At 65.8% G+C, this 14,627-nt stretch carries 12 protein-coding genes; 5 read left to right on the top strand and 7 right to left on the bottom strand.

Going from position 1 to position 14,627, the window contains the following annotated elements; all coding sequences use genetic code 11:
* Positions 1-9: 9 nt before the first annotated feature.
* Positions 10-1,050, top strand: coding sequence for a N(4)-(beta-N-acetylglucosaminyl)-L-asparaginase (locus tag V4558_05180; GenBank protein ID MES2304875.1), 1,041 nt, complete (start codon positions 10-12; stop codon positions 1,048-1,050).
* Entirely contained in the window at positions 1,047-2,243 is a 1,197-nt protein-coding gene (locus V4558_05175; GenBank protein ID MES2304874.1) for a hypothetical protein, read from the top strand. Before V4558_05180 ends, V4558_05175 begins: the two co-directional genes overlap by 4 nt.
* A gap of 128 nt (positions 2,244-2,371) precedes the next feature.
* On the opposite strand, the gene V4558_05170 is transcribed toward V4558_05175, so the two are convergent.
* Positions 2,372-3,514 carry a saccharopine dehydrogenase C-terminal domain-containing protein gene (locus V4558_05170; GenBank protein MES2304873.1) on the bottom strand — a complete coding sequence of 381 codons (1,143 nt, stop codon included), beginning with the start codon at positions 3,512-3,514 and terminating at the stop codon, positions 2,372-2,374.
* An 85-nt stretch (positions 3,515-3,599) separates the two neighbouring features.
* Here V4558_05170 and V4558_05165 point away from each other — a divergent pair, with 85 nt between their 5' ends.
* A complete protein-coding gene (locus V4558_05165; GenBank protein ID MES2304872.1) occupies positions 3,600-4,226 on the top strand; it encodes a TetR/AcrR family transcriptional regulator in 627 nt (208 codons plus the stop codon).
* 3 nt (positions 4,227-4,229) lie between these two features.
* A complete protein-coding gene (locus tag V4558_05160) occupies positions 4,230-6,317 on the top strand; it encodes a cation:proton antiporter (protein ID MES2304871.1) in 2,088 nt (695 codons plus the stop codon).
* Here the strand turns inward: V4558_05160 and V4558_05155 are convergent.
* From V4558_05155 to V4558_05130, 6 genes are all read right to left on the bottom strand, one after another.
* On the bottom strand, positions 6,314-7,054 hold the full coding sequence (locus V4558_05155; GenBank protein ID MES2304870.1) for a hypothetical protein: 741 nt from the start codon (positions 7,052-7,054) through the stop codon (positions 6,314-6,316). The two genes, V4558_05160 and V4558_05155, sit on opposite strands and share 4 nt — an antisense overlap.
* 77 nt (positions 7,055-7,131) lie before the next feature.
* A complete protein-coding gene (locus tag V4558_05150; GenBank protein ID MES2304869.1) occupies positions 7,132-8,058 on the bottom strand; it encodes a hypothetical protein in 927 nt (308 codons plus the stop codon).
* 22 nt (positions 8,059-8,080) lie between these two features.
* On the bottom strand, positions 8,081-9,475 hold the full coding sequence (locus V4558_05145) for a serine hydrolase domain-containing protein (protein ID MES2304868.1): 1,395 nt from the start codon (positions 9,473-9,475) through the stop codon (positions 8,081-8,083).
* Positions 9,476-9,898: 423 nt separating this feature from the next.
* Entirely contained in the window at positions 9,899-11,428 is a 1,530-nt protein-coding gene (gene hutH, locus V4558_05140; GenBank protein ID MES2304867.1) for a histidine ammonia-lyase, read from the bottom strand.
* Entirely contained in the window at positions 11,425-12,651 is a 1,227-nt protein-coding gene (hutI, locus tag V4558_05135) for an imidazolonepropionase (GenBank protein ID MES2304866.1), read from the bottom strand. Before hutI ends, hutH begins: the two co-directional genes overlap by 4 nt.
* A gap of 49 nt (positions 12,652-12,700) precedes the next feature.
* A complete protein-coding gene (locus V4558_05130; GenBank protein MES2304865.1) occupies positions 12,701-13,687 on the bottom strand; it encodes a S41 family peptidase in 987 nt (328 codons plus the stop codon).
* 144 nt (positions 13,688-13,831) lie between these two features.
* On the opposite strand from V4558_05130, the gene V4558_05125 reads away from it, so the two are divergent.
* The gene (locus tag V4558_05125) at positions 13,832-14,572 is read left to right on the top strand and encodes a GntR family transcriptional regulator (protein ID MES2304864.1); all 741 of its coding nucleotides are present in this window, start codon (positions 13,832-13,834) and stop codon (positions 14,570-14,572) included.
* Positions 14,573-14,627 lie beyond the last annotated feature (55 nt).

Here is a 14,627-nt window from a genome sequence, read left to right as displayed (position 1 = left end):
GAGCAGGTCGTGTCCGACTCCACCGTTTCCCGGCGTTCCTTTCTTGGCGCGGCCAGCGCCGCTGTGGCCGGCGCCTCACTGGTGCCAGGGCAGCTCACGGCTGCCACGGCGCCAAGGGTGCTCCGGCGTTCCTTTGCGGCCCCGGTTGCCGTCGCCAGCGCGAACGGCCTGCGGGGGGTCGCCCGGGCGGTGGAGCTGGTGATGAAGGGGGCTGATACGCTCGATGCGGCGGTGGAGGGGGTCAAGATCCAGGAGCTCGACCCGAACGACCAGTCGGTGGGCTACGGCGGTCTCCCGAATGAGGAGGGAGTGGTGCAGCTCGACGCCTCCTGCATGCACGGCCCGACCCGGCGCGCGGGGTCGGTCGGTGCGCTCGAGGGGATCAAGACGCCGAGCGAGATCGCCCGGCTCATTCTCAAGTACACCAACCACATCATGCTGGTCGGGAAGGACGCGCAGCGCTTCGCGACGTCGTACGGTTATCCGATCGAGGATCTGCTCACGCCGGCGTCACGCGAGGCGTGGTTGCACTGGCGTGCCAATCGCGGCTCCGACGACAACTGGGCCGACCAGGCGTCGACCGTGAAGATGGCCTACACCACCGGCACCATCAACATGGATGTGGTGGCGCCGAATGGTGACATCTCATCGTGTACCACCACGAGCGGACTCTCCTGGAAGATCCCGGGGCGAGTAGGTGATTCGCCGATCATTGGCGCCGGCCAGTACACCGACAATGACGTCGGTGCGGCCGGATCGACCGGGCTCGGCGAGTTGAACATCATGGTCTGCGGTGGCTTCCTGACGGTGGAGCATATGCGGCAGGGGATGGCGCCGAAGGATGCGGCGCTCGCGACTCTCAAGCGCGTGATGATGGTCGCCCCGAAGCGGCTGATCGAGGCGAACGGGCGGCCGAAGTTCCAGCTCCAGTTCTACGCCGTGAACAAGAAGGGTCAGTACGGTGCGGCGGCACTTACCGAATCGAAGTTCGCCGTGTGCGACGAGAAGGGCGCGCGCCTTGAAGATTGCGCGACGATGTTCACGTCATGAAAGTGCTTCGCGCGGCGCTCTCCCTGACGCTGCTCGCGAGCGCTCTCGCGGCCCAGGATTCCACGTCCACGCCGGCGTCCGCACCGGACGTGCCGTGGCGCACCTCGTACTTCCCGTATGTCACGGTCTCGCCCAATGACGGGTTGATGGGGATCGGGCGCGTCCTCTTCTTCCGTCAGGCCAACTACGACGATCGGGTGTCGTTGCGGGATGCAATTGCACTCGAAGGCGGCTACTCCACCAAGGATGCCTGGCTGCTGCGCGGACGCGTGGATATGCCGAAGCTGCGTGATGGCTGGCGGTTGGCGGCGAGTGTCGAAACGGGGAAGCAGCCGAATTTCGGGGTTCCCGGTGGCTCCCTCTCGCGCACGCGCTCGGTCGGCTGGGTCGATGTGACGCGCAGACTCAAGGGGCCGCTGCAGTTCGCAGTGCGTGGTGGTGTAGATCATCAACGAGTGTCCGGCGACGTCAACTTGTACTACCGCTACCCACGGACAACCTTCTCCTCACCCGGATGCCCGCCGGAGATGTTGTGCGCATCGACGACCGAACTCAGTACCTCGCAGACTGATGTCAACGCCCGCGCGGCGTTCGTAGTCGACCTGCGTGATCGCGAGTTTGACACGCGCCAGGGCGCTCTCTTCGAAGCAGGGTTCTTCGCGGGCAGCGGCGGTGGCGAGCAGGGATATCATGGTGTCTACGGCATGGCGCGTGGCTGGTACTCACCACGCCGCGGGACACGACTCACGGCGCGCGTTGCTGCGATGGGCGTCTCCGAAACTGACGCCATCGGCATCATGAATGAAATGCCGGCATGGGAATCGCCGGTCACGACCTTCGGCGGACCGACGTCGCATCGCGGGCTCGGTATCGGCCAGGTGAGCGGACGTGGAGGGTACCTGGCGGGAGCGGAGATTCGTCACGACCTGTTGAACGTCGGCGAACTCGGAGCGATTACCGCCGTCGTGTTCGTCGATGGCATGGCGCCGTATCGGGACCGGCCCACGGTGGACGATCCGTTGCCGGGAACGCCCTGGAAGGACATTCCCAAGGCAAGATCGCTTGATGACTGGACCATCGGCGCCGGCGGCGGTATCGCCATCCGCGTGCTCCGCTCCGCGCAGCTCACCATTACGGCCGCGCGCGGGGCCGGGGTGACGAGGTGGTATGTCAGCAGTGGGTGGAGCTGGTAGAACAACAGGATGACAGATGACTGATGACAGATGACGGATGACGAATAAGAAGAAGGGCCGGCATCTCATTCGAGGTACCGGCCCCTCCCTTAACTGTCATCTGTCATCCGTCATCCATCATCCGACGCCTAGCTCTCGCGGATGAGAATCCCTCGCTCCTTCAATCCCGCGACGTATCGATCAAACGGCATCCCTTCATCGGGCGTCGTGACACCGAAGCGGACCACCTGGCGACGGGCCTGGGTGAGACCAGTGAGCGAGAGCGAGTAGCCGGTGGTGCGCATCATCGCCGAGACGTGGTGCACTTCGTCGAAGCGATCGACGAGATCGAAGGTGGTGGTCTTCGGGGCGCCATCCTTGGTACCGCTCGCGATCACACGGAGTGCCACGAGATCACGGCCTTCGGGCTTGGTGAGCTTGGGGCTTACTGAGGCGATGAAGGCGTCGCGCGGCACCACTTCCTTCCCCTTCACATTCACCGGCGTGAGGTCAAGGAGGCCGAGTTCGCGGATCGCCTTCATCAGCGCAGCGTGGCCGGGATAGCGGAGGGTCTTGTACTCCATCTCCCGGACTTTCCCTTCGAAGGTGAAGGCCATCGTCGAGAGGCCGCCCGCGGTGTGAAAGGCCTCCAGCGTTCCGACCGGCTGAGCGAACTCCACCGGCTCGAGTTCGGTGAGCGCTTCGACCGTGGTCGGCTTGCCGTTCCGAAGCACCCACGACGGCGTGGTGTAGTAGTCGAGCGCACCCTCGAGGGAGTAGACGATCTGGTAGTTCAGCGGGGGCTCAGGATGCTGCGGCAGGCCGCCCACGTAGATCCGGACCCGGTCGGTCTTGTCGAGTCGTCGAATTCCTTCGGCAGCGAGGATGTTGACCATACCCGGCGCGAGGCCGCAGTCCGGCATGATCGAGAGCCCCTTGGCGTGCGCCTCGGCCTCCAGCTTCTTCTGTTCCATCACGATTTCGGTGTTGCCACCCAGGTCGGCGAAATGGCAGCCGGCCTGGACTGCGAGTGCCGCCATCGGCCCATTGAAGTAGTATGGGATGGCGCTCATCACCGCGTCGTGCCCCTTCATCGCGCTCAGGACGGCCGCGTGATCGGTCACATCGAGCGTGAGTGGGTGGAGGCGTGGATCCTCGAGCCGGGAGAGGAAGCGGGCCATCCGTTCGGGCTGGAGATCGGCGATGGTGACCTGGGTCACTTCGGGGTCGCGCAGCAGATCGAAGGCACAGGCGCAGCCCTGCAGGCCAGCGCCGAGTACGAGCATCTTCATGGAGTTCCTCTATCTCGGGTCGGAAGTACCGCAGGCCCGAAGATAATCCGCCCTTGGGGGCGACCCCACCCGTCCGCGAGGATTGATGGCCGACGTTGCCCTGACCACCCGAGATCGCCTGCTTGAGGCCGCCCGGGAGCTGTTCACGACCGCCGGATACCACGCGACCACGACGCCGATCCTGGCCAAGCGTGCCGGGGTGGCCGAAGGGACGATCTACCGGCACTTCCCCAGCAAGCAGGCGCTGCTGAATGCTGCCTACCAGGACACCCAGCGCTGGGGTGCGGCCGTGGTGCGCGACGCCGCGCTTGGCAAAGGGCCGGCCCTCGGCGAGCGGCTCGCGAAGATTGGCCGATCATGGCTCGAGCAGGCCGAGCGGGATCCTGCACGGGTGCGGTTGCTGCTGACGTGGCGGCATCCGCAGGAGCTCGATGAGGCTTCGCGAATGGCAGCGGCCGAACTGCGGCAGGGCCTCGAGCACCTTATTGCGCACGGCAAGCAGGAAGGAAGCGTGCGTGCGGGCGTCGTCGAACTCTGGACGGCGGTCTGGCTCACGCTGGTGTCGTTCGCGGCGGAGAAGGTGGCGAGTCGGGAATGGACTGCGGCCCACCCGCACGCCGCCGCGACGCTCGATGCGGCCTGGGAAGCGATTGCCTGGCGCCCGATAGCGGTGGGCGCACCGACCGCCACGACACCACCGGGCGGGGAATAGGCGATGAGCGAGGGCGCGCCGACCTTCCTGACCACCTTCGCGGTGGTGCTCTGCACGGCCGCATTTACCACGATTGTCTGTCAGTGGCTGAAGCAGCCGGTGATCCTCGGTTATCTGCTGGCCGGGCTGATCATCGGCCCCCACGTCGCGGTGCCGCTCTCCGCCGATCATGCAACGATCGAGACGCTTGCGGAACTCGGTGTGATCCTGCTGCTCTTCGGCATCGGACTCGAGTTCTCGATCCGGCGCCTGCTGCGGGTGGGCGGGCCGGTTGCAATCACGGCGATCATCGATGTCACGCTGATGGCCTGGCTCGGCATCGGGGCCGCGCGCCTGCTGGGCTGGAGCGGACGCGAGGCGCTCTTCACCGGGGCGATCACCGCCATATCGAGCACCACCATCATCGCGAAGACGTTCGAGGAGCGCGGTGTCGGACGTCGGCTGCGTGATCTCGTCTTCGGCGTGCTGATCGTCGAGGATCTCTTCGCGGTGATCTTCCTCGCCGGCCTGGCGACACTCGGTACTGGTGCCGGCGGGGAATCCACGCCGCTGCTCGGCACACTCGCGCGTCTGGTGACGCTGCTGCTCGGGTGGGTCACCGTCGGGCTGGTGCTGATCCCGCGCGGGATGCGGAAGCTGGTGAAGAAGATGCGACCGGAGACGACGCTGGTCGCGAGTATCGGGCTCGCGTTTGCGTTCGCCTTGCTCGCCCAGCGACTCGGCTACTCGGTGGCGCTCGGGGCTTTCATCGCCGGGTCGATGATCAGTGAGTCGGGCAAGGGTGAAGCGGTTGCGAAGATGGTGCAGCCGGTGCGCGATATCTTCGCAGCCGTGTTCTTCGTGGCCGTGGGGATGCTGCTTGACCCCAAGCTGGTGATGGAGCACTGGGTCGCGGTGCTGGTGCTCACGCTGGTGGTGATCATCGGCAAGGTGGTGTCGGTGTCGCTGGGATCGTTCCTCGCCGGTCAGGGCACCAGCACATCTGTGCAGGCCGGACTGAGCATGGCACAGATCGGCGAGTTCTCGTTCATCATCGCCTCACTCGGGCTTGCAACGGGGGCGGTGCGCCCGTTCCTCTATCCGGTGGCGGTCGCGGTCTCGGCGATCACGACGCTCTCGACGCCGTCGCTGGTGAGCGCCTCGGCGCGCGTGGTGCTGTTCGTCGACCGGAACCTGCCCAAGCCGCTGCAGACGTTCGCGACGCTCTACGGCACCTGGATCGACGATATCCGGAAGTCGGCCCGGCAGCATTCCACCGGCCAGGAGATTGGAATGCTGGTGCGCTGGCTCCTGCTCGATGCCGCGCTGGTGTCGGTGATCATCATCGCCGGCTCGGTGATGGCCCCTCAGCTCGTCGCCTGGACTGGTGCCCGGTTCGGCTTGAGTGCACGTGCCGGCGGGATCGCGATCGGTGCTGCGGCCCTGCTGCTCGCGGCGCCGTTCGTGCTCGGCATTGTGCGGACGGGCCGGCGGTTGTCGGGAGTGCTCGCGATGTCGGCGTTGCCCCGCGCCGAAGGGATGGATCGTGCCGCCGCGCCGCGTGGCGCCCTGGTGGTGGCAATCGAGATTGCCGTCCTGCTGCTCACCGGTTTGCCGATCCTGCTGGTGACCGAACCGTTTCTGCCACCATTTCGTGGTGCCGCCGTCCTCGGCCTGGTGCTGTCATTCCTCGGCATCGCGGCGTGGCGCAGTGCGCGCAATCTCGATGGCCACGTCCGGGCGGGAAGCGAGTTGCTGATTGATGCGGTGCGCTCGACGCTGCCGCCAGAACATCACACCATCGAAATGCAGGTGCCGACGCTCGAGGGAAGTGCCGATCGATTCGCGACGGCCACTCATATGCTGCCGGGGATCGGGATGCCGACACCGTTTCGCGTCGAGGAAGGGCACTTCGGTGTGGGGCGGAGTCTGGCGGAGCTCGGACTGCGTGCGCGCACGGGTGCCACGGTGCTGGCGATCACGCGTGGCGGGTTGGGAATTCCGGCGCCAAGCAAGACGGAGCGTCTGGAAATTGATGATACGCTGGTGCTGGTCGGGACTCGCGATGCGCTCGATGCTGCGCGTATGGTGCTGACAGCCGGATCGGTCTAGCGCCTGCCGTAGAGGGCGATTGCCTTGGTGGCCGCAGCGCGAAGTACGCGCTCCTGTGTCGCGGTGATCTGCGCCGGAAAGAGATTTGGAAAATCGCCCACTGGTCGATCGTGCACCATCGCCGTGATGATCAGCGCCGCAAGCCAGGAGCCATGCTGACTCGGGTGGAACTGATCGGGGCCATACAGCGGCATCGCGGGATCAACACTCCAGGCCTCACGCCAGGCATGCGCGACGGGATAGAGCGCTGCGTTGGCGGCAGCAGCAGCCGCTTCGTGATTTGCAATGCCCGCAGCAAGGTCGCCGCCTCGCGGCGGCCATACCACGTACAGCCCCGGGCGCGCGCCATATTTCCGCGCTTCATCCGACCAGGTACTCGTCCATTGTGTCAGCGCGACGCCGCTCTCTGGCAGCGTCGATGGCCCCTGCTGCATGATGACGCGATCGAACCGCTGGGTGATATCGGAGCGTGCGGTGCCGCTGACCCAGTGATCCTCGAGGGCGTAGTCGGGATAGGTCGCCGAGACGGTGTACGGTTCGATCAGCCCCGCCGCCGTACTCATCTGCTTCACCAGCCCGGGGATGTTGTAGGCATAGGTGAGGGAATTGCCGATGAAGAGGAGCCGTACCGCGCCAGTGGGCGGTGGCGGGGGCGGTGGGGGTGGGGGTGAGACCTGCACGGGCCCGGAGGAGCAGGCGAGGAGGGCCCAGGCAGCGATCGCGAGGAAACGGGTCATGCTGAATCGTTGCCCGGCCCGACCGGAATCGGGAGGGCGCAACGTCAAGGACGTGTCAGCCGTGGTGTCGACTCATCTCAGGGCGCGAAGCCGAGCTGGATGGTGAAGCGTGGGTCGACCTGGGTACCGACCTGGGGCAGGGGCCCGAAGAGGTCGTCACCCTGCTTATGGATCCAGACAACGTTCAAGTAGGCGCCGGCCGAGAGGGTCCACCCTTCGGTTCCACGGCGGTGATCAAGGTGCTGCCGGAGGAGGAGCCCGGGGGATGTGATGATCGGATTGGTGGGCAGATTTCTCGCGCTGATGAGCCCCACGCGGAGAGCGAGACCGGCCTCGGTGGTGACCCCGAATGGAGAAAGGGCCAGCGGCATCCACTTCGGCTCAAGGAAGATGGTTGTGGAATAACCGTACGGCCGGTTGGTCCGATGGGTCTGCGTTGCGCCAATGCCGAGACTCCAAGGGCCGGCGGATCCCAGGACCACCTGAATCTCGAATTCCCGACCCCACCGGTAGAACTCGTCGGGGCGTAAGTGTGCGGGGTCTGGATCGGTGCACGCGTCACACTCCGCACTTTCAAGATATTGTGCACGCTGCATACCAGCGGCCACGACAAACCCCAACCGATATCGCGACCGGGGCTTGCTGACAATTGGCGTCGCGGGGACCCGCGTGATGCGGAAGTGCACCGTCGTTCCAGCGGTGCTTCGCGTGAAGCGGATCAGGTAGTCGCCCGCCCACCGCGGATACACCTCGTACTGCGCTGAGGATCCGGGCTCCCAGGCGACCGCTCGCGTCGACAGGACCGGGTCGCCCGCCCGCGCGATGGCATGTGCCGAGAAGGTGGTCAGCGGTTGGTCAACTTCGACGAGGTAGCGCGTTGCATCGGGGAAATGGACCACGAGCGAGTCGCCGGTTGCGACGGTGGTGTCACGGACAACGACCTGCGCGGCAGAGCGGGCCGCTCCCAGAGTGGCAAGGATCGCGGCGAGGGTCAGGCATTTCATCGTAACCTCAGGGGAAGGGCTGCTACTTCATTCCGGCCCGGCGGAAGGCCACATCAACGGCGCTTGAAATGGTGACGAACAACTGGGAGACGGCGCCACGCTTGTTCCGGGTGACGCGAATCGTGGTACCGGCGCCGGCGAACTGATCGGTACCCGTGGGCCGAAGCGCGAACTCATCCCCCGGTCGGCGGGTGACGCGCAACGTGTCGCTGCGGAGGGTGATGAGCCAGCGTGCCGCGGCTTCATCGCTGATCCAGGTTCCAGTAATCGCCTGCAAAGCCCGGTGCGACGGCGTCACGGCGTGGGAAGGTGCGGGTGCTGGTGTCGTGGCCGCTGGCGCCGGAGGCGGTGCGAAGGTGATGAGGGTTCCGATGGCGTCGTGCCCAAGCGCCACCGGGTTGGCACTCCCCGCATTGCAGAGCACCGCGACCCGGTACCGGCTCTCCGGATACTGCGCGAGAAAGGAGCGATAGCCGGCGGTCGCGCCGTTGTGGCTGATCTCGCGTACACCCCGGAACGATGTCATGAAGAGTCCACCACCGTACGCTATCGGCTTGCCGTTGGTCAGCGTACCGGGTGTCTGCATCGCCTCGCTCACATCCGGGTTGCCGATGCGATGGTCGGCGATGGCCTGCGTCCAGCGCAGCAAGTCGCCAACCGTGGTGAGCAGCCCACCGTTGCCGTAGGCATTTTCGAACGGCATATCGAGCTTCCAGTTACTGCCATCGCGAGAATACGCCTCGGCCCGGTCGTGCACGATCCGGGCGTAGTCATCGCGCCACTGGGTGTGCGTCATTCCCAGTGGCACGAAGAATTCACGCGAGGTAAAGGCCGGGAATGATTGCCCGGTGACTCGCTCGACCAGCATCACCAGCAGGTTGTAGCCGCTGTTGGTATAGGAAAATGCCGCCCCGGGCGCGTGGTTGAGCCGCCGCTGCCGGGAGAGAATGGTCAGCACGTCGCCCTGGGTCGCGGTCCGCGTGCCGCGCGGCCACCCCTCGAGTTCGGCCATCGCGCCCCAATCGCGCAACCCGCTGGTATGCTGCATCAGATTGCGAATGGTGATCGGCGTGCCGAAATCGGGAAGCTCGGGGAAGTAGTGCAGGATGTTGTCATCGAGCGAAAGGAGTCCGCGCGAAGCGAGCAGGAGTACCGCAGCTGCGGTGAACTGCTTCGATACCGAGCCGGCTTCGATCACACTGCCTGCTGTGAGCGGCACATTCCGTTCGAGGTCGGCGAGGCCGTAGCCGTGCGCAAAGAGCAGGTCACCGCCCCGCGCGATGCCGATCGCGCAGCCCGGCGTGGAGTCGGTCGCGTATCGCGCAAAGAGGCGATTGACTGCCGTCGTGTCGACGGTCTGCGCGGTGAGCGGCGCGGCAAGCAAAAACATCGAGAGTAGCGATCCACGAAGCGTCATTGGGAACTCTCCTCTTTCGTGCTGATCAGGGCGTAAGGCTCGGCGCAGGCGCCGTGGTCGTCGGATCAGATTCTGCGCGTCCGCGATTCGGTAGCGACCGGCGGCGGGCGCTGCCGCCCGCTCGGCGGTCGCTCCTGCGAATCGCTCGCCGGCGCAAAGAGCGCCGGCTATGGACGCGCTCCCTACTGATTCTCCTCCCACGGCTCCTGCACCGAGTCCACGTGCTGCTATTCCGCGTCGTGAGATTCGCTCGCGTTGAGTCGTGGGTGCCTCGCAGCGGCCTTTACAGCCGTCGCTCACGATTGCTGGTATCGCTAGTGCGATCGCGGGCGGCTGTAACAGACGCGGAGAGGCAGCCCACGAGCAACGCTGGCGTCTCTCGCTCGTCTCTCGCTCGTCTCTCGCTCGTCGGGAACCTCGGGCCTATCGGAGCTTCCCGATCGCCGCTTCGACTGCCCTCCGCAGGGTGCCTTTGACGATGAGGGACCGGACCGCGGCCAGGTCGCCGGTCATGATCCGGTCGGCATCGAGTGGTGGCACCACACTGCGAACCAGGGTCACTGCCGCGCCGACCCCGGGCCCTGGTTCGAGCGGCTTGTGGAAGTCGAGTGCCTGGGCCGCATTGAGCACTTCAACGGCGAGGACCCAGCGGGAGTTTTCGAGGATCATGGCACACTGCCGCGCGCTGGTGGTGCCCATCGAGACGTGATCTTCCTGGTTGGCACTGGTGGGAATCGAGTCGACGCTGGCGGGGTGCGCGAGCACCTTGTTCTCGCTGACGAGTGATGCGGCGGTGTACTGCGAGATCATCAATCCCGAATGCAGACCACCCTGATGCGCGAGGAATGCCGGGAGTCCTGATACTGCCGGGTCGAGCATGTGCTCCACGCGGCGTTCGGCGATGTTGGCGAGTTCGGCGATCGCGATCTTGGCATAGTCCATGACCAGGGCGACTGGCTGGCCGTGGAAGTTGCCGGCGGAGATCACCAGGTCGTCGGAAGCGAAAACCAGCGGATTGTCAGTGACCGCGTTGATCTCGCGGTCGAGGACGGTGGCCGCGTGGTCGAGCGCATCGCGCGAGGCGCCATGCACCTGAGGGATGCAGCGGAGCGAGTAGGCATCCTGGATCTTGTCGCAGTCGGCGTGCGACGCGTGAATCGGGGAGTCGGCCGAGAGGAGGAGGATGTTCGCCGCCGTGGCCGCGGCGCCGGGATGCGGGCGCACGGCGGTAACGCGAGCGTCGAATGGTGTGCGGGTTCCCTTCAGCGCCTCGAGTGACATCGCGCCGGCGATGTCGGCAACAGTGGCAAGCTCCATTGCGTCGTGGATTACCAGTGCGCCGATCGCTGTCATCGCCTGGGTGCCGTTGATGAGCGCGAGTCCTTCCTTGGCTTCGAGCACCACCGGCGAGAGTCCGGCGCGGGAGAGCGCTTCGGTGGCTGGCAGCACCTCACCGCCGAATTCGGCGAAGCCTTCTCCAATCAGGGTCAGCGCCATATGGGCGAGTGGCGCGAGGTCGCCACTGGCACCGACCGACCCCTGGCACGGCACCACCGGATGCACACCACGGTCGAGCATCGCGAGCAGCAGCATGATGACATCAACACGGATGCCGCTGTTCCCCTGCGCCAGTGATTGCGCGCGCAACAGCAGCATCGCGCGGACCACTTCGGTCGAGAACGGCTCACCCACACCCATCGCATGGGAAACGATCAGGTTTCGCTGCAACTGCTGCACGTCGGCGGCCGCAATGCGAACGTTGGCGAGCTTGCCGAAGCCGGTGGTCACGCCATAGACCATCCGTCCTTCGGCCACGATCTGCTCGATGTAGGCGCGCGACTGCGCGATGCGCACCGCCGCATCGGGGCAGAGCGCCACGGGCTGGCCGTCCCGCGCCACGCGCACGACATCCCTGAGGGAGAGGCGACGACCAACCAGCGTGGGAGCACTCACAACGACACCTCGTGTCCACCGATGAAAAGCTGTCCGATCGGCGACGTGCCGAGCGTGTAGGGAAGATCGCGCCAGTCGGCGCTGTCGAGAACCAGGAGGTCCGCGCGGGTGCCTGAACGGATGCGGCCGATATCGCCGCGACCCAGCGCAGCCGCGGCATTGGCGGTACCGGCCGTGACCGCCTCGGCCGGGGTGAGCCGGTTGAGGCGGACCGCGAGCGCCATCGCCTGCTGGGTAGAGAAGAGCGGCGACGATCCGGGGTTGAGGTCGGTCCCCACGGCAACCGCTGCGCCGGCTTCGATGAGCGCGCGGGCCGGGGCGGCGGGGAGGCCGAGATGCAGGGTCACGCCGGGGAGGATGACCCCTACGCTTCTGCCTTGTGCCAAGGCCTCGATTTGTGCCGGGCCAGACGCTTCGAGATGATCGACCGAGAGCGCGCCGTGTTCCACCGCCAGTTCCAGTCCGCCGATCGCATGGAATTGATCGACGTGGGCCTTGATGCTGAGCGCGTGCGTCCGCGCCGCCGTGAAGACGGCCGTCGCCTCCGCCAGCGTGAAGGCCTCGCGTTCGATGAAGATGTCAACGGCCCGGGCGAGACCGCGTCGCGCTGCTTCGGGAATCAACTCACGGGTTACCATCGCGAGATAATCGCCGCGTTCGGCAGCATTCGCGGGAGGAACGTGAATCAGCAGAGTCGCTTCGATACCGACCTGGCTGCTCGTCGCGAGTGCAGTGATCACTCCGAGCGAAAGGATTTCCGCCTCGTGCGTGAAGCCATAACCGCTCTTGACCTCGACAGTCGTGGCGCCACTCCGCATCAAGGCATCGATGCGCGGTTGGGCGAGGGCCAACAGGGTCTCGCCCGTTGCGGCCGCAGTCTGTCGCACGGTGGAGCGGATGCCGCCGCCACCAGCGAGAATCGCCTCGTAGGGCACGCCACTGACGCGCGCCTCGAAATCGGCGAGTCGATCGCCAGCCCAGACGGCGTGGGTGTGCGGGTCGACCAGCCCGGGAAGCACCGCGCAGTTTCCGAGGTGCTGTTCGGTCGCCGCGTTGCCATGCCACTCGGTCCGCGGGCCGACCCAGGCGATCTGATCGCCCACAATGGCGATGGCCGCGTCGGGGATGATCTCGAGCTGACTCATCGCGGCACCGCGCGCAGCACCGACGCCGGCGGTGGTCACCAATTGGGAGATTCCGATGAGGAGCCGGTCGGCGATCATCCGGAAATCTATCGTTTCCTGCCCGGCGCGCGCGCCGGGTGATCGCTGGTCAGCGGCTCCTGTTGCACATCGGGGAAGCAAGCAGCCACGCCGCCGCGGTGCGGGCCACGCGATCTCGTGGCGTCGGCCAGCCACTCGGAGGGCTGGGGATCGAGACGTCCGGGACAACCTGGTCCAGGAATCGCTTCCCGGTGCGATCGGTGTTGTGACCGGTGGTCACCACCATGTTCGCACCATCCGCCAGTTTGGCACCGCGGTTCACGGTCGCGAATCCTGCCGTGGCGCTCCCGAAGCTCCTGGTGTTGGGTCGACCGCTGAATGCGATGGCGATGGCCTCGCCGGAACTCCCGGTGCCCGAATCGAGAAGCACCGCGAGCGGGGGATACCGCTCGGAGAGCTGCGTCAGCGACACGGTGATCTTGCTAAGGGTGTCCAGCTGCCCGCCGTGCCGCCACAACCCCGAGACGCCGTGCTGGTAATACCAGAAGCTCGCCTCGTTGGCGGTTCCGAAGGAGCCAACCAGCGAATCGCCGAGAAGCGGCCCGATCCCGGCCAGCATCGGCCACATGTTGCCGCCGCCGTTGTCGCGGAGATCGACAATCCAGCCACACACACCGGAACTACTGAGGGTGGCGATCGCGCTGTGGAGGGAGTCTGCCAATGCAACAGCAGCGCCGCCGCGTTGCGGGACGTGGAGGTACCCAAGCTTCTCCATGATCAATTCGGAGGCTGCACCGGGTGCCTTGGCCTGGAGGAAGCTGTGCTTATTTGCCCGGTGCAATGCCCACGAAATCGCCGCGTAGGTGTCAGGCGGTTTCACGGCGCCTGCCGCAAAGAAGAGGGCACTGTCGCGCACGACTTGCCAGCGAATCGTGTCGGCGCGGATCGTCGTCGCCTGGATGGTATCCAGCGCGGCGAGGAGGTACGCCTTCGCCTGGGGATCAATACTCGGCGCGGCCTGCCCCGGCATGGCCGCGGGGAGAGCCGTGGCCACGAGGCTGGCCACGATGGTGATGAGAAGGAAGGGCGCCCGCAACTTTCGACCTCCGATGGGGAATTGTTGTATACAAATACTCAGCACAGGTGTTGCTCGTGCTCCGCCCGTGTGCCAATGTTTGCTTTACGCGGCGGCACGCAGCAAGATTCGGCTGGCTGTTGTATACAAAAGTGAGGCGCTGAGATGCCGGCAAAGGCGGTCGACCACGCGGGCAACAAGCGACGGGAACCGGCGGACGTAATCCGCAGCCTGCTGCTTGACGAGATCATTCGTGGCAGACTCCCGCCGGGCACACGCCTCCTCGAGCGTGTCGTCGCGACGCGATTCACCACCAGCCGGACTCCCACGCGACAGGCGCTGCAGCGGCTCACCCATGAAGGGTTTCTGGTGACCCAGGGACCAGACGCGCGTCGCGGAGAGTTACGCGTGGCGCCGTTGCATTGGGGTGATATCGCCGAGTTGTGGCAGATCATCGGGAGTCTTGAGGCGATCGCCGCGCGCAGGGTTGAATTGCTGGCGGTGGGCGAGCGAGAGCAACTTGCCCACGAATTGCGCCGCATCAACGCCGAGCTCCGCGCGGCATGGACAACGCATGCTCGGGACCCGGACCTGGCCTTCGACCTCCAGTCAAGCTTTCACCGCGTCATGGTTACCACCTGTGGCGGGCGTCGGCTGCATGTGGTGTACGAGGCGGTTCGGCCGCACATCGAGCGATATGAGTGGCTCTACGGAGCGAGCGATGCATCCCACATCGTCGAATCGCTCGCGGAACATGAGGCGATGGCTGCTGCGATCGAGAGGGGTAACGGAATGGCCGCCGCACTCGCCGTCACGACGCACTGGCAGCTCGCAGCCGAGCGATCGGTGCAGGTGCTGAAGACCGCGCTAGGGCCGTCATCACTTCCCGCCCTTCTCAGGTCATGAAGGGCATCGGCACGTACTCAGGGTGACTGCGCTGACGTCCAGGCGCGCAGCCGGT

The sequence above is a fragment of the Gemmatimonadota bacterium genome (assembly GCA_040388535.1).
Taxonomy (GTDB): domain Bacteria; phylum Gemmatimonadota; class Gemmatimonadetes; order Gemmatimonadales; family GWC2-71-9; genus Palsa-1233.
The sequence above is the reverse complement of the archived record's forward strand: the minus strand, read 5'-3'. Positions and strand labels throughout refer to the sequence as shown.

Bases quoted from the DNA above. Each gene is read 5' to 3' on its own strand.
- V4558_05175 (MES2304874.1), top strand. From the start codon at position 1,047: ATGAAAGTGCTTCGCGCGGCGCTCTCCCTGACGCTGCTCGCGAGCGCT.
- V4558_05170 (MES2304873.1), bottom strand. From the start codon at position 3,514: ATGAAGATGCTCGTACTCGGCGCTGGCCTGCAGGGCTGCGCCTGTGCC.
- V4558_05165 (MES2304872.1), top strand. From the start codon at position 3,600: ATGGCCGACGTTGCCCTGACCACCCGAGATCGCCTGCTTGAGGCCGCC.
- V4558_05160 (MES2304871.1), top strand. From the start codon at position 4,230: ATGAGCGAGGGCGCGCCGACCTTCCTGACCACCTTCGCGGTGGTGCTC.
- V4558_05155 (MES2304870.1), bottom strand. From the start codon at position 7,054: ATGACCCGTTTCCTCGCGATCGCTGCCTGGGCCCTCCTCGCCTGCTCC.
- V4558_05150 (MES2304869.1), bottom strand. From the start codon at position 8,058: ATGAAATGCCTGACCCTCGCCGCGATCCTTGCCACTCTGGGAGCGGCC.
- V4558_05145 (MES2304868.1), bottom strand. From the start codon at position 9,475: ATGACGCTTCGTGGATCGCTACTCTCGATGTTTTTGCTTGCCGCGCCG.
- hutI (MES2304866.1), bottom strand. From the start codon at position 12,651: ATGATCGCCGACCGGCTCCTCATCGGAATCTCCCAATTGGTGACCACC.
- V4558_05125 (MES2304864.1), top strand. From the start codon at position 13,832: ATGCCGGCAAAGGCGGTCGACCACGCGGGCAACAAGCGACGGGAACCG.